Origin of the sequence: Pseudomonas spelaei, from assembly GCF_009724245.1 — a bacterium.
GTDB lineage: Bacteria > Pseudomonadota > Gammaproteobacteria > Pseudomonadales > Pseudomonadaceae > Aquipseudomonas > Aquipseudomonas spelaei.
This window is the reverse complement of sequence record NZ_WNNK01000014.1, coordinates 77,973-95,315: the sequence shown is the minus strand read 5'-3', so window position 1 is coordinate 95,315 and position 17,343 is coordinate 77,973. Positions and strand designations below refer to the sequence as shown.

General features: G+C 57.4%; 19 protein-coding genes. 8 read left to right on the top strand and 11 right to left on the bottom strand.

Features of this window, described 5'->3' with window-relative positions; all coding sequences use genetic code 11:
- Positions 1-58: 58 nt before the first annotated feature.
- The 3 genes from GNF76_RS17300 to GNF76_RS17290 are packed head-to-tail and all read right to left on the bottom strand — an operon-like array spanning position 59 to position 2,336.
- Complete coding sequence (locus tag GNF76_RS17300) at positions 59-976, bottom strand: 5'-nucleotidase (RefSeq protein ID WP_155584342.1); 918 nt, start codon at positions 974-976, stop codon at positions 59-61.
- A gap of 14 nt (positions 977-990) precedes the next feature.
- Positions 991-1,953: a putative 2-dehydropantoate 2-reductase gene (locus GNF76_RS17295; RefSeq protein ID WP_155584341.1), complete on the bottom strand. Its 963-nt coding sequence runs from the start codon at positions 1,951-1,953 to the stop codon at positions 991-993.
- Entirely contained in the window at positions 1,950-2,336 is a 387-nt protein-coding gene (locus GNF76_RS17290; RefSeq protein WP_155584340.1) for a YbbN family protein, read from the bottom strand. Before GNF76_RS17290 ends, GNF76_RS17295 begins: the two co-directional genes overlap by 4 nt.
- Here GNF76_RS17290 and GNF76_RS17285 point away from each other — a divergent pair.
- Together GNF76_RS17285 and GNF76_RS17280 are read left to right on the top strand one after the other, a co-directional pair.
- Entirely contained in the window at positions 2,335-2,781 is a 447-nt protein-coding gene (locus tag GNF76_RS17285) for a PilZ domain-containing protein (RefSeq protein WP_155584339.1), read from the top strand. The two genes, GNF76_RS17290 and GNF76_RS17285, sit on opposite strands and share 2 nt — an antisense overlap.
- A gap of 132 nt (positions 2,782-2,913) precedes the next feature.
- Positions 2,914-3,990, top strand: a complete 1,077-nt coding sequence (locus GNF76_RS17280) for a 3-deoxy-7-phosphoheptulonate synthase (RefSeq protein WP_155584338.1) — start codon at positions 2,914-2,916, stop codon at positions 3,988-3,990.
- A gap of 78 nt (positions 3,991-4,068) precedes the next feature.
- Here the strand turns inward: GNF76_RS17280 and GNF76_RS17275 are convergent, their stop codons facing one another.
- The gene (locus GNF76_RS17275; protein ID WP_155584405.1) at positions 4,069-4,350 is read right to left on the bottom strand and encodes a GNAT family N-acetyltransferase; all 282 of its coding nucleotides are present in this window, start codon (positions 4,348-4,350) and stop codon (positions 4,069-4,071) included.
- Between the two features lie 614 nt (positions 4,351-4,964).
- Between GNF76_RS17275 and oprI the strand changes: the two genes are divergently transcribed.
- Entirely contained in the window at positions 4,965-5,216 is a 252-nt protein-coding gene (oprI, locus tag GNF76_RS17270) for an outer membrane lipoprotei OprI (RefSeq protein WP_003172710.1), read from the top strand.
- Positions 5,217-5,350: 134 nt separating this feature from the next.
- On the opposite strand, the gene GNF76_RS17265 is transcribed toward oprI, so the two are convergent.
- The 3 genes from GNF76_RS17265 to GNF76_RS17255 form a co-directional block, all read right to left on the bottom strand.
- Complete coding sequence (locus GNF76_RS17265; protein ID WP_155584337.1) at positions 5,351-6,319, bottom strand: L,D-transpeptidase family protein; 969 nt, start codon at positions 6,317-6,319, stop codon at positions 5,351-5,353.
- A 71-nt stretch (positions 6,320-6,390) separates the two neighbouring features.
- Positions 6,391-6,684 (bottom strand): hypothetical protein, encoded by a 294-nt coding sequence (locus GNF76_RS17260; protein WP_003218723.1) that lies wholly within the window; start codon positions 6,682-6,684, stop codon positions 6,391-6,393.
- Positions 6,685-6,742: 58 nt separating this feature from the next.
- Positions 6,743-7,348, bottom strand: a complete 606-nt coding sequence (locus GNF76_RS17255; protein ID WP_178123386.1) for an arylesterase — start codon at positions 7,346-7,348, stop codon at positions 6,743-6,745.
- 10 nt (positions 7,349-7,358) lie between these two features.
- On the opposite strand from GNF76_RS17255, the gene GNF76_RS17250 reads away from it, so the two are divergent.
- A complete protein-coding gene (locus GNF76_RS17250) occupies positions 7,359-8,042 on the top strand; it encodes an ABC transporter ATP-binding protein (protein WP_155584335.1) in 684 nt (227 codons plus the stop codon).
- Positions 8,042-10,552 (top strand): ABC transporter permease, encoded by a 2,511-nt coding sequence (locus GNF76_RS17245; RefSeq protein WP_155584334.1) that lies wholly within the window; start codon positions 8,042-8,044, stop codon positions 10,550-10,552. Before GNF76_RS17250 ends, GNF76_RS17245 begins: the two co-directional genes overlap by 1 nt.
- A gap of 39 nt (positions 10,553-10,591) precedes the next feature.
- On the opposite strand, the gene greB is transcribed toward GNF76_RS17245, so the two are convergent.
- Positions 10,592-11,068, bottom strand: coding sequence for a transcription elongation factor GreB (greB, locus tag GNF76_RS17240; protein WP_155584333.1), 477 nt, complete (start codon positions 11,066-11,068; stop codon positions 10,592-10,594).
- Between the two features lie 142 nt (positions 11,069-11,210).
- Complete coding sequence (locus GNF76_RS17235) at positions 11,211-12,464, bottom strand: hypothetical protein (protein ID WP_246211933.1); 1,254 nt, start codon at positions 12,462-12,464, stop codon at positions 11,211-11,213.
- A 313-nt stretch (positions 12,465-12,777) separates the two neighbouring features.
- Here GNF76_RS17235 and GNF76_RS17230 point away from each other — a divergent pair, with 313 nt between their 5' ends.
- From GNF76_RS17230 to GNF76_RS17220, 3 genes are read left to right on the top strand one after another with little or no spacing between them, the layout of a single operon-like run.
- The gene (locus tag GNF76_RS17230; RefSeq protein ID WP_155584332.1) at positions 12,778-13,704 is read left to right on the top strand and encodes an ABC transporter ATP-binding protein; all 927 of its coding nucleotides are present in this window, start codon (positions 12,778-12,780) and stop codon (positions 13,702-13,704) included.
- The gene (locus GNF76_RS17225) at positions 13,701-14,426 is read left to right on the top strand and encodes an ABC transporter permease (RefSeq protein ID WP_155584331.1); all 726 of its coding nucleotides are present in this window, start codon (positions 13,701-13,703) and stop codon (positions 14,424-14,426) included. Before GNF76_RS17230 ends, GNF76_RS17225 begins: the two co-directional genes overlap by 4 nt.
- 15 nt (positions 14,427-14,441) lie before the next feature.
- On the top strand, positions 14,442-16,244 hold the full coding sequence (locus tag GNF76_RS17220) for a Gldg family protein (RefSeq protein ID WP_155584330.1): 1,803 nt from the start codon (positions 14,442-14,444) through the stop codon (positions 16,242-16,244).
- Positions 16,245-16,250: 6 nt separating this feature from the next.
- Here the strand turns inward: GNF76_RS17220 and GNF76_RS17215 are convergent, their stop codons facing one another.
- Together GNF76_RS17215 and GNF76_RS17210 are read right to left on the bottom strand one after the other, a co-directional pair.
- Positions 16,251-16,559: a class I SAM-dependent methyltransferase gene (locus GNF76_RS17215; protein WP_155584329.1), complete on the bottom strand. Its 309-nt coding sequence runs from the start codon at positions 16,557-16,559 to the stop codon at positions 16,251-16,253.
- A gap of 248 nt (positions 16,560-16,807) precedes the next feature.
- The gene (locus GNF76_RS17210) at positions 16,808-17,242 is read right to left on the bottom strand and encodes a DoxX family protein (RefSeq protein WP_155584328.1); all 435 of its coding nucleotides are present in this window, start codon (positions 17,240-17,242) and stop codon (positions 16,808-16,810) included.
- Positions 17,243-17,343: the final 101 nt, after the last annotated feature.

Genomic DNA, 17,343 nt, shown 5'->3' with positions numbered 1-17,343 from the left:
GCTGCCAGGATGGCGAGGATTGATTCAGCTTAGCAGCGCCTTCGGGAGTTCGATGGACTTAGCTCTCTGTGTGTATTTTCAGCTCATTGCTGATGCCATGAGGAACGTGACCCGTGGCCACCACTTCCCTGGCTTTCTCGCAATGACCGGCCTGATCATCGAAAAAAACGTCGGCAGCAAAGGCCTCGAGAAACGCCGATTTTTCCAGGCCTCCGAGGAACAGCGACTCATCCAGCCGGATATCCCACTCGCGCAACGTGCGAATCACTCGCTCGTGAGACGGTGCCGAACGCGCCGTCACCAATGCCGTACGGATCGGGCAAGCATCATCAGGGAATTCACGCTGCAACAGGTTAAGTGCCGCCAGGAAGCCCTTGAACGGGCCTCCGCGCAAAGGCTCCCGCGCCGATTCGCGCTCGCTGGCCTGGAACGCTTCCAGACCCGCCGATTGATAGACTCGCTCCGACTCGTCGGAAAACAGCACCGCGTCGCCATCAAAGGCGATCCGCAATTCCGCGCTGGACGCTCGGCGGGCGCCACCCGACAGAATGGTTGCCGCAGCAAACCCGGCGTCCAGGGCGCTGCGCACATCATCAGCGTGAGTGGAGAGAAACAGATGACACCCAAAGGCAGCCAGGTACGGATAGGGACTACGCCCACCGACGAACGCAGCACGGGAAATATCCAGGCCGTAGTGCTGGATCGAGTTGAACACGCGCAAACCGGTGTCGGCGCTGTTGCGTGACACCAGCACCACCTCGACCCGGGCACGACCCAGGCTGGCGTTGAGGCTCAATAGTTTTTTGACCAGCGGGAAGGCGTCGCCCGGTTCGAGGGTTTCCTCTTCATGGTCAATCTGGTACTTGCGGTAAGCCTCGACGCCTTGCGCCAGGTAGACCTTGTGGCTTTCGCTCAGGTCAAACAGTGCCCGCGAGGAGATCGCCAGCACCAGTTTGTCGCCCATTCCCTTAGCCATGTTGTTTCCCCCGATCAGCTGTTACGTCGATCAATAAAGCTCAAGGCCTGGTAGAGCGCCTGCATTCGCGGTAATTCGCAACCTGCGGCCCTGGCAGCGGCCAAGGGTCGAGCGTAGATGGCGGCCAGTTCCAACGGGCGCTTGTGCAGATAATCGTGGTACATGCTTGGCCAGTAGTCAGTCAGGCTCTCGGTCATGGTGAACATCTGCTCAGCATAACTGGCAGCAATTTCATGGCCACACGCTCGCGCGCCTTGCACCACTTCGGCCATCAACGCCTGGATCAGTTCACGGCTGGACTCGTCGGCCATCAATGCCGTGGTGCCTGCCCCCAGCAAGACCGAAAGACCGTTATACGGCACATTCCACACCAGCTTATGCCAGCGTGCCTGATGCAGGTTGGGCATTGCCTGGGAATCGATGCCCGCCTGATGAAACAGCGCGGCGCCCTCCTCGACAATCGCTTGTCGCCTGACCTCATCATTCGCGGCGGTGCCACTGTGATAACCGAGATTGACCCGGCCCATCGCCTGATGCTCGACGACACCGGGGCCCGAGCGATGGACACAGATATAACAAAGGCCGCCGAGCAAATGCAGCGAGTCCGGCAGGTGCTCACGCAGGCTGTCTTCGACATCCAGGCCATTTTGCAGTAGCACCACCTTGGCATCCGGCGCCGCAACTTGCGCAATAGTGGGTGCCAACTCGACGTTACCGGTGGTTTTCGTACCCACCAGCAGCCAGTCGCACGGCGGCATGTCCGCCGCATTGGCATAAGCCTGCACCGGGTTCAGGCTCAACGCGCCATGCACCGCACTATTGAGTTGCAGGCCTCGATCACTCACCGCCGCGTATTCGCTGCGTAACAAAAAGTGCACGTCAAACCCGGCACGCGCCAGCATCAACCCGTAAAAGCCCCCGATAGCACCGGTGCCGATAATCCCGATCCGTGGCGACTGCGTGATTGCTCCGCTCATGGTAACTCCTCTGGTGTACGCGTAAACGCCTGATGCACGGCGGCGTCAAGATCATGAGCCGTCAGACGTGCCTGTAACTGCCCGTAGAATTGACCCTCGCACACCACAAACAACGCCGGCAAATGAAAAATCCCATAGCGCGCGACCGCTCCGCCATTGCGGCCGGCATCAACCCAGCACACTCGGTCCACCGAGAGGTTCCAGCCTGGCAGTTGCTGGCGCGCCCAGCGACAGCTGGAACAACCAACACTGGTGAACACCAGCAGCGACGTGCCTGGCAGCGCCAACAATTGCTGATCGACATCCAGATCGGTCAACTCCAGTTCCTTCACTATACTGCTGCCACCGCCGTCAATTGGACGGTGCTCGGAGTCCGTGTGCATGGGTCGTTTCTTGCCTCACCCTGATGATGTTTCTGTTGAGCTGACACAACGCCCCTACCCCGGCATTACCCGCCAACGGCTGCACACTATCGGCCTGGGCGGCGTCGCATGCAATTACCCGCGTGCCTGGCGCCAAGGCACTGCCATTGAGATGCACATTCCCTCACTCGGTGAAGCGGCGCGCTATCGCGGCTATGTCGCCTGGTGCCGTAAACATGGAAATGGCTATCGGATCGGCATTGCCTTTACCGATGAACAAGCCTTGTTCGGCGCACGAATGGGGGAACAGGTGTGCCAGATTGAACGCTACTGCCGCCTGCATCAAGACGCCGAAACGACCCCGCAATGCGTAGAAGCCTTAGCCCGGGAATGGGTCGCGCGCCATGCCGGCGAGTTCTCCCACGACACCCTCCACCAAGCCCTTGTGCAGCCAACGCTGGATTAAAGCGGCCTTTGCCCATTGTCGAGCAGGCTTGTTACGCGCTAAGGTTCCTCCCCCCTTGCACTTAAATCATGCTGTGCTCCGCCGCACGGGGATCGCTGGCGGCCGGCACCCGTGACCCTGACGAGTAACACGATGGCTGATTTACCGATCAACGACCTTAACGTCGAATCCAACGAGACCCTGATCACACCCGATCAGCTCAAGCGCGAAATCCCTTTGAGCGACGCTGCCCTGCAGACCGTCACCAAGGGCCGCGAAGTCATTCGTGACATTCTCGACGGCACCGACCACCGCCTGTTCGTGGTCATCGGGCCTTGCTCGATCCACGACCTCAAGGCCGCCCACGAGTACGCCGAGCGCCTTAAGGTACTGGCAGCGGAAGTGTCCGACACCTTGTACCTGGTCATGCGCGTCTATTTCGAGAAACCGCGCACCACCGTCGGCTGGAAAGGCTTGATCAACGATCCGTACCTGGACGACTCGTTCAAGATCCAGGACGGCCTGCATATCGGCCGTCAGTTGCTACTGGACCTCGCAGAAATGGGCTTGCCGACAGCGACCGAGGCCCTGGACCCTATTTCGCCGCAGTACCTGCAAGACCTGATCAGTTGGTCGGCCATTGGTGCTCGTACCACTGAATCCCAGACTCACCGGGAAATGGCCTCCGGCCTGTCCTCGGCCGTGGGCTTCAAGAACGGCACCGATGGCGGTCTGACCGTGGCGATCAACGCCCTGCAGTCAGTTTCCAGCCCACACCGGTTCCTGGGGATCAACCAGGAAGGTGGCGTATCCATCGTTACCACCAAGGGCAATGCCTACGGTCACGTGGTATTGCGCGGCGGCAACGGCAAGCCCAACTATGATTCGGTCAGCGTCGCCCTGTGCGAACAGGCGCTGAACAAGGCGAAGATCAAGCCGAACATCATGGTTGACTGCAGCCACGCCAACTCCAACAAGGACCCGGCCCTGCAACCGCTGGTGATGGAAAACGTTGCCAACCAGATCCTCGAAGGCAACCAGTCGATCATCGGCCTGATGGTCGAGAGCCATCTGAACTGGGGTTGCCAGGCGATTCCAAAGGACCTGGCCGACCTGCAATACGGCGTGTCGATCACCGATGCCTGCATCGATTGGTCTGCCACCGAGAACACCCTGCGCAGCATGCACGCCAAGCTCAAGGACGTGCTACCCAAGCGCACGCGCGGCTGAAGAGATTGCGGACACAAAAACGCCGGGCTCTTAGCCCGGCGTTTTTTTGCCGCTCACTGCATGATGGCTCTATGGAGCTCAGAGCTTTGCGGCATGACGCTGGTGACGCTCCATGTAGCGCTCTACATAGGAGCAGGATGGGATCACCGTGTAGCCTGCCTCTTCGGCATATTTCAATGCTTCCTCGGTGAGCGCAGCGGCAATGCCGCGACCTCGCAAGGCATTCGGCACGAATGTCCGATAGATATCCAGGGTCTGCTTCCCGAGGTCCATATAGGTCAGGTAGGCACGATGACCGTCCACATTGGTCTCGAACTGATGACCAGCCTGGTCATGGTGGATGGACAACGCCTCGCTCATCACTACTCCTCGCGGGTCTTGGTTACTGACCCCTACCTTACCGATGTTTTTCCGGCGAAGGAACATCTACGCCACCCGGTGCCGGTTTCGACAACGAGAAAAGCCTTACAGCGCTCACAACCCGCACGTAGGAATAGTAGGCGCCAATCGCGCAATTGCTCAAGGCAAACTCGTCATCCTCCCGCGCTGGCGGACATAGAAACGGCCAATCGAGCATCCTTAGGTCGATGGCCTGAACATTGCCGGCAGTTGAAGCTTGAGACGAACACTCGCTCTTAAAGTCACCTCAACATGCACAAAAGATACCGGCTGACGCAAAGAGAATCTGAACAAAAGTGTCAACGCTGATATATAAATTGACTTGTGTTTACAAGGCTTAACACATGCTGGCTGGCCCTTTCAGCCTGGATCCAATTTTTGCCAGAGTGCAAAAAATTGGATAATTTTTATACAAAGTCTCAAAAGATTAGCCAAAATAGATTCAGCACAAGAATTTTTTTTGCTTCTTGCGCTACGTCAGTTTACTTACTACAAGTAATGGGTAGTATGTACGCCGGCTATTAGCTCACTCTGAGAAAGTAGCCCTTAATAGAAAGTCCTTGAAGGGGAACACGATGAACAACGTTCTGAAATTCTCTGCTCTGGCTCTGGCCGCAGTTCTGGCTACCGGTTGCAGCAGCGTCTCCAAAGAAACCGAAGCTCGTCTGACTGCAACTGAAGACGCAGCAGCTCGCTCCCAGGCCCGTGCAGACGAAGCCTACCGTAAAGCTGATGAAGCTCTGGCTGCTGCTCAAAAAGCACAACAGACTGCTGACGAAGCTAACGAGCGCGCTCTGCGCATGCTTGAGAAAGCAAGCCGCAAGTAATAGTCCTTCGGGGTTATTATCAAGCCGATCCATTTTTGGATCGGCTTTTTTATTGCCCGCAATCTCGTATCAAATAGGGGCAATAAAAAACCCGTCATCGCGCAAGGCCATGACGGGTTGTTGATCCTGTGGCGTTACTGCTGCAAGTCGACCGGCGCGCTCGAAGCCACCGGCGCCCCACCCGGCACACCAATTTCCGTCGGCAGGCCATCTTCCGCCGCGACCACGTCACGCACCTGATCCCAATTGACCCGAAGCTTATTGGACAGGTCTTCACGCTTGAGCAACGCGTTGATCACTGCAGTGTGCTTGTCCACTACCGACGGAGTGCCATCGTCGTTCAATGGCGTGTGCGCTTCCAGATAGACCTTGCCACCGGCCGAGCCAAACTTGTACGCGTCGTTGATGATCCGCACAGAAGTACCCACCGGCACCATGCCGGCCATTTCCAGCACGTTATTGTTGAACATGCGGAAACAGCCGTGACTGGTGCGGGTACCGATGCCAAATTTCATGTTGGAACCGTGAATCAGGTAGCCCGGCGTGCCCAAGGTAAACTTGAAAGGTCCCAGCGGGTTGTCAGGACCAGCTGGCACCACGTTGGGCAGCGGGTCACCGTTGGCGGCGTGCTCAGCCTTGATCGAAGCCGGAGGGGTCCAGGTCGGGTTAGGCGTCTTGGCGATGATGCTGGTGTGGGCAATCGGCGAGCCCCAGCCTTCACGGCCAATCCCCAGTGGGAAGGTGTAAACCACGTTCTGGCCCTTGGGGTAGTAGTACAACCGGTACTCCGCCAGGTTGATCACAATGCCTTCACGGGGACCCGGCGGCAGGATGAAGCGCGTCGGCAGTACGATTTCGGTACCCGCGCCCGGCAACCAGGCATCAACGCCGGGGTTGGCCGCGACCATCTCCGAGTAGCCCAGGTCGTAAGTGGTACCCAGATCGGCAAAGGTATCTTCGTATTTGGCCTTGATCACCTGGACCTGGCCGACAATGTCTTCACCCGGTGGCGGTAAAGGTAACTGCAGGGCAGCAGCAGGACCGGCTGCGCAAAGCGCGGCGAGGGACAGGCAGCAGGTGACAGCGGAAAGGCGAGACAACATCCGGGAATACCTTCGCAGATCGACGGGTAGTAAATATTGATTGTACACGGGTGCCCGGCGGGCACCCACATTCAAAGCTCGAAGCGCAGCTCCGGCCAGATCGGCGGAGTGCCGCGCTTCTGGGATTCGAGGATCGCCCGGCACAACGGGCACAAACGCTGGTCCTGGAAGATCGAGCGATCCACCGATGACCAACGTGGCTGGGCAGGCAACAACGTGCCACAGAGGGTGCGATCGATCGAGCCGCCCAACTCCAATTGACGCGTCACCAAATGCACCCGGACTTCCTGGCAGGCGAACAGATCCAGCTGCTCGTCAGGCTCGATCAGTTGATAGGCAAACAGGGACCAGGCAGGGCGCGACATCGAGGGCTCCAAATCGGGGGGGCGCCACCTTAGCCGAAAGACCGCTGCTAGAAAAGCGTCATAGCAGCGGTTTTAGCGTCGGCCAGACATTTTCCAGCAACTTGCCCTGGGCACCGACCGCCGGATGCAGTTGATCGGCCTGCATCAGCTCCGGATGGCCGCCGACTCCCTCGAGGAAAAACGGCACCAGCGGGATCGCTTTTTCCTTGGCTAACGCGCCATAGACCTCGGCAAACGCCGTGGTGTATTTAGGACCGTAGTTGGGCGGCAACTGCATGCCCAGCAGCAGCACTTTGGCACCACCGGCCCTGGACTGGTCGATCATCGACGCAAGATTTTGTTTCAATTGAGCGGGCGGCTGCCCACGCAGCCCATCATTGCCTCCCAGCTCAAGGATCACCAGGTCCGGCTTATGCTCTGCAAGCGCCGCCGGCAGCCGCGCGAGGCCGCCCGCGCTGGTGTCACCGCTGATGGAGGCATTGACTACCTTGTCGTCAAAACCTTCGCTCTTGAGCCGCTGCTCAAGCAATGCGACCCACCCTTTGCTGGTATCCAGGCCGAAACCGGCACTGATACTATCGCCAACGATCAGGACTGTACCCGCCGCTGCGTTCTGGGCCATGCACATCAAGGCCAGGCCAGCACTCAAAAACCACATTCGCATCGGATTCTCCATGGGCGCAAGCATTCTCACCGCGCGAAACCTTAGCAAAGTGGTTCCCAGCGCGGAAGGTGAACTGACCATCCTGCACCAACTCAGCCTGGAACTGAACAAGGGCGATAGCCTGGCCATCGTCGGCAGCTCCGGTTCCGGCAAATCCACACTCCTGGGCCTGCTGGCCGGGCTCGACCTACCCAGCAGCGGCGAAGTCACGCTCGCAGGGCAAGCCCTCAGCACCCTCGACGAAGACCAGCGCGCGCGAATTCGTGCCGAACACGTCGGCTTCGTCTTCCAGTCCTTCCAGTTACTGGACAGCCTCAACGCCCTGGAAAACGTCATGCTGCCCCTGGAGCTGGACGGCCGCAAGGACGCCCGCGAGCGTGCCAAACACCTGCTTGAACGGGTCGGCCTGGGCCAGCGCCTGACCCACTCACCGCGCCAGCTCTCCGGTGGCGAGCAACAACGGGTGGCCATTGCCCGGGCCTTCGCCGCCGAACCGGACGTGCTGTTTGCCGATGAGCCCACCGGCAACCTCGACAGCCACACCGGCGAGCGCATCAGTGACCTGTTGTTCGAACTTAACCAGGAAAACGGCACGACCCTGGTATTGGTGACCCACGACGAGCGCCTGGCCCACCGTTGCCGACGCCTGATCCGTCTTGAAGCCGGCCTGATGGTCGCGCCCCTGGAGCCTTGATGGCACGTTTGCCGCTGTTGCGCCTGTTCAGCCTTGCCCTGCGCCAATTGTTGCGTGACGCCCGCGCCGGCGAGTTGCGCGTGTTGTTCTTCGCCTTGCTGGTGGCCGTCGCCGCCAGCACTGCCATTGGTTACTTCGGGGCACGCCTGAATGGCGCCATGACGTTGCGCGCCACCGAGTTTCTCGGCGCCGACCTGGTACTGGAGGGCAGCTCGCCAGCCCGGCCCGAGCAAATCAAAAGCGGGACCGAACTGGGCCTGGAACATGCCAGGGTCGTGGAGTTCTCCAGCGTCATTGCCACCGACAACGGCATCCAGCTGTCCAGTATCAAGGCCGTCAACGAGCAGTACCCGCTGCGGGGCCAGTTGAAAAGCGCCGCTGAGCCCTTCGGCGAGGAAACCCCCGGGGGCGGTCCGAAATCCGGCGAGGCCTGGGTTGAAGCACGCCTGCTGACCGCGCTGGACCTGAAGGTTGGTGACAGCATCGACGTCGGCATGAAGACGCTGCGCATAAGCCGCGTGCTGACCTATGAGCCGGATCGCGCGGGCAATCTGTATAGCCTCACCCCTAGGGTGATGATCAACCTGGCCGACCTTGAGGCCACCGGCGTGGTTCAGCCTGGCAGTCGGGTCAGCTATCGCGAGCTCTGGCGCGCGCCGCAAGTGGGCACGGCCCTGCAAACCTATCGAGACCTGGTCAAACCCGGTCTCGCCGCCAACCAGCGCCTGCAGGATGCGCGAGACGGTAACCAGCAAATCGGCGGCGCCCTGGGCAAAGCCGAGCGCTACCTGAACATGGCCAGCCTGGTGGCCGTGTTGTTGTCCGGAGTAGCCGTGGCACTCTCGGCAAATCGCTTCGCCAGCAGGCGTTTTGATGCCAGCGCGCTACTGCGCTGCCTCGGCTTGTCGCGTCGCGAAACCATGCTGTTGTTCAGCCTGCAACTGACCGTGCTGGGACTGCTGGCCAGCCTTGCAGGTGCCCTGCTCGGCTGGCTGGCGCAATTGGGCCTGTTTTATCTGCTGCATGACCTGCTACCGGCAGATGTTCCGCCGGGTGGCCTGTTACCTGCTGTCGCAGGGATCGGCACCGGGCTGGTTGCCCTCGCCGGCTTCGCTCTGCCGCCGTTGGCGGCATTGGGTCGAGTGCCGCCGCTGCGGGTATTGCGGCGCGACCTGCTGCCAATCCCTTCCAGCACCTGGATGGTCTATGGCGCGGCACTGTTCGCCCTGGGCCTGATCATGTGGCGCTTGAGCCTGGACCTGGTACTGACCTTCGCCCTGCTCGGCGGTGGCGTGGTGGCTGCATTGATCCTTGGTGGCCTGCTCCTGTTGCTATTGCAGAGCCTGCGGCGGTTGCTGGCCCGTGCATCCCTGCCCTGGCGCCTTGGGCTGGGGCAGCTGTTACGCCATCCTCTGGCGGCGGCGGGACAGTCCCTGGCCTTTGGCCTGATCCTGCTCTCCATGGGATTAATCGCATTGCTGCGGGGCGAACTGCTGGACACCTGGCAAAACCAGCTCCCCAAGGACGCTCCCAACTACTTTGCCTTGAACATCCTGCCAGCAGACAAGGACGCCTTCGGCGCTCGCCTGCTGGAGTTACAGGCACAGTCGGCGCCCTTGTATCCCGTGGTGCCCGGCCGTCTGATCAGTATCAATGGCGAGCCGGTCCAGGAACTTGTCAGCAAAGACTCCAGCGGTGATCGCGCAATCCAGCGCGACTTGAGCCTCACCTGGGCCGCCGACCTGCCACCGGGCAACAGCCTGACGGCCGGTTCCTGGTGGTCGGCGCAACCGAGCGACGATATTCCCGGTGTTTCGGTGGAGGCCAAGGTTGCCGAAAGCCTGAAGCTGAAACTCAACGATCACCTGATCTTCACCGTTGGCGGGGAAAACCGCGAAGCGCGGGTCACCAGCCTGCGAGAAATCAACTGGGACAACTTCCAGCCCAATTTCTTCATGATCTTCCAGCCGGGCACCCTGAAAGACCTGCCCGCCACCTACTTGACCAGTTTTTACCTGGCTGCCGGCCATGACCAGCAGATCGTCGACCTGTCCCGGGCCTTCCCGGCAGTGACTATCCTGCAAGTCGAAGCCCTGCTTGCCCAACTGCGCAGCATTCTGGCCCAGGTCACCCTGGCGGTGGAGTATGTGCTGTTGTTTGTACTGGCGGCGGGAATGGCAGTGCTGTTCTCCGGCCTGCAAGCCACCCTGGATGAGCGTATCCGACAAGGTGCCCTGCTGCGTGCCCTGGGGGCCGAGCGTAAGTTGCTGGTCACGGCTCGGCGTATCGAGTTCGGATTGCTGGGGGCTGTCAGTGGCTTGCTGGCAGCGCTGGGAACAGAGCTGGTAACCCTGGTGTTGTACCGCTACGCCTTTGACCTGCCCTGGCACCCTCACCCATGGTTGCTGGCTCTTCCCGTCATCGGTGCGGTGCTGATTGGGGGTGCTGGCGTATTCGGTACGCGGCGGGCCCTGAACGCCAGCCCGTTGACTGTTCTGCGCGAAGGCTGAATAAGCTGATGGCCCGCCGTCCACACTGACCGCAGGCCATCACTGCTTCACGTACTCGATAGCGGTAATCCACCAGCACACCTCACCACCGGGGGTCTGCACCATGGCCTCATCATCCACTTCCTTTCGGAGCAACGCCCTGGCCATGGGTGAATCAATGGAGATGTAATCCATGCGCTCGTAAATCTCGTCGTAGCCGACGATGCGAAAGCGCTTGGTCTCACCCTGCTCGTTCTCAATGTCCACCCAGGCACCGAAAAACACCCGCCCCTCTTGCTCCGGCATGTACTCGACCACGCGCATGTCTTCCAGGCGCTTGCGCAAGTAACGCACGCGACGATCGATCTCGCGCAACAGTTTCTTGTTGTACTGATAATCAGCGTTCTCGCTTCTGTCCCCCAACGAGGCAGCCCACGTCACTTTACGGGTGGTATCGGGGCGTTTTTCTCGCCACAGGTAATCAAGCTCTTTCTTTAACGCTTTATGACCTTCTTTGGTAATCAGCTTGGTACTCAAAAGCTATACACCCCCCTGGGAATTTCCATTTATCAGGCCACATTGCGACGCCAGGCATAAGGCCGCAACTGCCCCACTTCAACTGACTGACATGGAGGATAAATGAACGGGGAAAAGTAGCCAGGCCTGCTTCACCCAGCCGTTACACAGGCACCTCCCCATCAGCTTGAGATTGCCGCCATACAACCTCTTCCGGGCCATAAGCAGGGCCGAGTACTTCGTCCATATTATGGAGCACCCCCCTGAGGCCAATCCTGAGACGGGATAACTGCGACAGCCCTACGGCCAGTTGCTCCTCCCTATGCCGAACTGCCAGGTCATGGCTGTGTAACTGAATGGCCTGACGCTCCAGATCCTGCGCCCACTCCTCTAGCCGGTGCTGTTCTGCCTGTTGCCCCTCTGCACGCCCCAGCAATTGCTCCTCACGAGAATTCAACGTCTGGGCCTGCCGCTGCAGGGCGAGCTCTTTTTCGCCGGCCCGTCCGTCCTCCTGCTGCTTCGTCAGCTCCCAATTGGCTTTTTCCTGCTGTAACAGACTGCGAGACTGGCCAAGCTCCTCCTCCTGCTTGAGCACGGCATTTTTCTGCTGCGTCAACTCTTGAGCCACCCGAGCAAGATTGGTCAGCGTATCGTCCACCTCAAAGCGCGAGACCCGCTCCTCCTTGATAAGAGAAGCCGATGCAGCTTCACGCTCAGGAGCTTCCCGCACCTGCGGGTCCGGCACAGGATGCAAGATAACTGGAAAGGGTTCATCCAGAACCGTTTCAACCATGGGTTCAACCTGTGCTTGCTGCTGCACCGACTCAGCAGGTTGCTGCGCTATAGGTGCAACCACAGGTGCCTGTAACAGCCTCTCACGCGGTTCCGGCTCGGCTTGTCTCACTGCCTTGGGCGGAGCCACCATTTGTGAGGAAAATCGAATCGAAGGGACAATCAGCGAGGTACTTTCGATAGCTGGCAAACCCGGTACCGAAGTCCCCAGCGTGATGACTTTCATCACCAGCGTCTTTTTGATCGTCAACGAGTGGTGCTCCTCTGGACGCGCCGGCGGCAGCTTGCACCCCTTCAAATCAACAAAGTGGTAGGGAATCTGGGGCTCCGACGCACCTCCCGACTTACTGCCTGCCCCGGCAGCCAACGTGAGAATCTGCTTGAACACTGACATCGCTACCTGTAAGTCGCTCTTGGAATCAACTCTCCCCAAAAAATACCGTTCAGACTTCTTACGTAACTCTGCAACGTATACCCGAGAACTGCCGGGCTCCATCTCTTCATCCAGGCTATAGGCCAGAAAGTTCGAAGACACCTGGGCCACGGAAAAGCTACAGAGCAATGCACCATTCACCGGCGTGTCATGACCAGAGCGTTCAAGAACAAGAGTACGTAGAAGCATCATGAAAATCAGGTTCCCTTTTGAATTATTAGAACTTAAAACCCATATAACACACCAAACAAACAGCAAAGATCAGCCGAAACATCCTAATCACTTCATTAATTAACCGGCCTACACGTAGGAGTTATCCTATTTAGCTTTCCCGGCATATCCAACAGCGGGTTTTGAACGTACCATTTTTATACTACCGGCACCTCACATCACCTGATCACAACCTTTAAATCTTTTATACCTCATAACACTACCGCCTCATCCGGACCGTTAAAAAATCAGCCAACCCAGCGCCCCCACTCGTACCAACCCAACAGAAAACATAATGATCGAGATAACAAATCTAACAAAAACCACCAATGGAACAGCCATCATCCGAGATATTTCTTTTCGTAGCGAACACAAAGAAATCCTAGGACTTCTTGGGCATGACGGAGCAGGCAAAACAACACTAATGAAAATACTATCAGGAGCAATAACGCCCTCATCAGGCCAGATAAAAATATCTGGAATCGATATAGGCATTGAAGCGCTACAAGCGAAAAAAATAATCGGCTACCAACCAGAAACTCTGAGCACCCATCACACAATTACGGTGAAGACCTTTCTTGACTTTATTGCTGACGTTCGCGGATTCCGTGGCAAGAACAAACGAAAAATGGTGGATCGCGCCGTTGATCGACTGGACCTCAGGCGCACCCTCAAATACTCAATTGATACCCTGCCCACGGGACTGAAACGCCAAGTGGCGATTGCCCAAGCCATCCTTCATGACCCTGTCTTGCTGCTGCTGGATGAACCCACCGAGGGTCTTGCCCCTCATCAAAAACACAACATCAGATCCCTCATCGACTCGCTGAGGAGTGAGATGAGCATCATCATTGCCTCCCGTAATCCTGATGAAGTTGCCTGTGTCTGCGACCGCGCACTGATCATCGCTGACGGTCGCTTAATGGCAGATCTGCCTGTGTCAGCACTGAAGCACAGCTCCCGTCATTTTCAAGCAGTCACCCTGACAGCCGAGGGTCCGCTCGACCTGCTCGCGCTGGCCGTGCTACCGGGAGTTGCTGGAATCGAGGAGCACCGGCAAACACCAGACACCGTGACCGTGCTGGCAATGCCAGGGCAAATCATCTATCCCCATATCAACGCCCTGATCGCCAACCGTCGCTGGAAAATCAACTCGCTGCAGGTGGAGTCTGGGCGCCTGGATGATGTGGTTCACCACCTGAGCCAAGAGGTGCCACATTGAGACTGTTACCCGTTATATTCAAACGCCAACTCGGCAGTTATTTTTCCTCACCTGCCACTTATCTCTGTCTTGCCGTGTTCTTGCTGGTGTCCTCTATTGCTGGCTTTCAGCTAGGTACGTTTCTGGAACATGACAGCACCGACCTGTATCATTTTTTCCGCTTTCACCCCTGGCTTTATCTTTTCCTTACGCCTGTACTTTGCACACAGCTTTGGTCAGATGAAGGAAAAGAAGGTGCACTCGACTTCCTGAACACCTTACCCATAAACGTTTTCGAACTGGCACTTGGAAAGTTTCTCGCTGCATGGGCGATTTCAGGAGTGGCCCTATTATTGACGTTTCCGATAGTAGCCACCGTCAACTATTTAGGATCTCCCGAAAATACAACCATTGCAGCGCAGCTCTTCGGGAGCTGGTTATTAGCAGGTGCTTATCTAGCGGGAGGTTGCTTTATCTGTGCGATAACCGGCCACCGCTTTATCATCTTCACTTTAACTTTCTTCTTATTACTCGCCGCCAGTGGACTGTCATCCGTTCTCGACGCCCTTGACTATCACACCCCCGCCTGGGTCATTGACAATTTAATTTCACTAAGCCCATCAGTTCGCTTCGACACGATCGCCAGCGGCGCTCTAACACTGCGAGACTCTTCCTATTTCCTCAGTATGATTCTTGCATTTCTTGCTGCAACAATCGCCACCCTAAAATTTAGAAAAGGCTGAGAAGGAAAGACCTCAATGAAACCGCTCATAAGTGTCGGCGTAAAACTGATCGTCATACTATTACTCTTTCTCGCTTTCAATCTGGTATGGGTGCAGAAACTCCCCAATATCCGGCTGTACCTGTCAGAACAAAAAAACCACACGTTATCCGAACCCACAAAAACCATGCTCGACACACTCGAGAGTTCCATGGAACTGTACTTTTTCAACTCTAGAAAACACCCTCAAAAGAGCGCCGTGATGGAGCGCTACGGCAGGGATGTCGAGACACTGCTCAAGGAATACGAAAAAGCCGCAAACGGCAAAATCAGATTGCACCTCATCGATCCCGTACCTTTTTCCGAAGATGCATACAAAGCCGGGCTGCTGGGTCTGGACGGCAAACACGGGTTCTTTGGCCTTGTCGGGACCAATGCGAACAATGGTGCACAAAAAATCGAGTCATTCAGCCCCGACCAGGAGCCGTTACTGGAATATGAGATCAGCCACCTGATCTATAAGGTGGCCCATCCTGAGCAGCCCGTTATAGGCCTGATATCAGGGTTGCCGATGGACGGCGAACGGAATGGGCATAACCTGACCATTTCTCCTCCCTGGCGATTACTGCAGGAAATTCGTCGGCACTTCAATCTGATGAGCCTGGGGAACAATATTGAACATATTCCCGACCATGTTAAAACCCTGATGCTGGTTCATCCCAAACAATTACCCGATCAGACTTTGTATGCAATTGACCAGTTTGTACTGGGTGGTGGCAAGCTGATGTTATTTATTGATCCGTTGAGCGAACTGGATTCCAGCCCGCAAATATCAGACAAATACTCTAACCTGCCGGGAATGTTGACCGCGTGGGGGGTGCAGATGCCTGCCGATAAAGTACTTGCCGATCGCCTCTACGCCACCTCGGTCATTCTCACCGATGGGCATCCACCCATCCGCCACCCGGCAGCGCTTACCTTGCCGCGCCAGGCAATGGCACAGAACGACGCCAGCACCTCGAAGCTGGGCACTGTGACCGTGTTAAGCAGTGGTGCACTGAATGCGATTAAAAAGAGCCGTACCACCTTCACGCCCCTGCTCCAAAGCTCGGGCCAAGCCGCTTTGTTTGATGTTGGCCGCGTCGTCAGCCCATCCGAATTTGACTCATTGAGCAGCGAGGCCGTAGCCCGCGGCCAACGCCATGTCATTGCCGCCCGTATTCAGGGGCCCGCGTACTCGGCGTTTGCGGACGGTATCAACGACCAGAATACCGGTTTGCAAAAGGCAGCCCATATTCATGTGGTAATAGTCGCCGACACCGACCTGCTCACCGACCGCGTATGGAGTTCGATACAAGACAGCAATGGGAAAAAGAGCACGTACTCAGATAACGCGAGGTTTGTCCTCAATACACTGGACAACCTTTCCGGCCCCGATACGCTGATGAACATTCGGCCCCATGCAGGCATCCGCCGGCCACTGCAGGTACTGGAAAAATTACGCAACGACGCTGCGCAGGATTACTGGGAAAAGTCCGCCGCACTGGAACTGCGCCTGAACCAGACGGAAAAGGAATGGCAGTCCTTGCAACAACCCTCGTTCGGCACAGAGTTCGTCACATCCAACCCGGTGCTGCAAGCGCTCAACAAAGAACGTCTGCGCTTGCCCATGGAGCTTCACGCGTTGAGGACTCAAGCCTATGCGAAGGTCTACACTCTGGAACGAAACGTGAAGCTGCTCAACATCGTTACGCTACCGCTGATACTGAGCCTGATTGCCTTGGGTGTTTTCCTGTCCCGCCGATTTCGCCGGTTCCCACCCTCGGCCATTCATTACTGAGACAGCTCAACGCCGGGTAATCAACCCTTGCCGTGAGATACGGGTCAATTGCAGGATAACTTCGCCAGCCTCGCTGGCACTGGGCGCTTGAATGACCGCCAGGTCAAAACTGTCGGTGGCAAAGCGGGAAAGAGAATCACCGTCGTCGACAAACTGGATCAGAAAGGCCGAGGGCCTGCCGGTGCGGCGTGGCCAACCATCCAGATAACGCAACAGCGTAGGCTGATGTTTGCCACCCAACAGGATTTTCGGATTGCGCTGAGTAAGCCCCGCAGTGATCGGGGCCAAGCGTATGAGAGGGCGTAGTGCATTCATCGTGTCGTGTCTCTGCCTCAAAAGTCTGCGGGCAGGTGAGAGGCAACACCGAACCAGCGCTTTAGCGGTATTTCGAAACCTGGATCAGGTTTCTGTCGGGACTGTTCTCAGTCACCTGTGGCGCCCCGCAATTAGCTGTTTAAATCGGCGCATGAACAACATCCTAGAGAAGGCTGTGGGGCAGTGTCAAGAATCCCGAGCAACGAAAAGGCCCGCACGGGCGGGCCTTTTAAGGGATTTGCAAGATCTCAGTTGGCGATTGCGCGGTCGGCAGACAACTTGCCAGCACCTTCCAGCATCACGGCGATCGTGCCGCCCAGCAAGGCCAGTGCAAACTCATAACCGTTGTTGGCCATGAACAGCCCGTTATGGATGTGCACCGAGAAGATCGCCACCAGCGAAATAATGCTCAGGCCCAGTGCCGCAGGCCGCGCCAACAAACCGATGATCAGTGCCAGGCCCGCGAAGAATTCCGTACCACCCGACAACAGCGCCATCAAGGTGCCCGGCGCCAGACCAATACTTTCCATCCACTGCGCCGTACCGGCCAATCCGCCACCACCGAACCAACCGAAGAGTTTTTGCGAACCATGGGCGGCGAAGATAATGCCGACAAAAATCCGCAGGACGGTCAGGCCGTAGCCGGCGCGGGTGGACAGAAGGCTTTTGATCATTGGGCTCATGCTGGTAAATCCTTTTCAAGACAGGGGTTGGTTGGCCGCTATATTAATCAGTTTAGATAATGATAAAAGCCGAAAAAATGCCGAATTAATATCGATTTAAT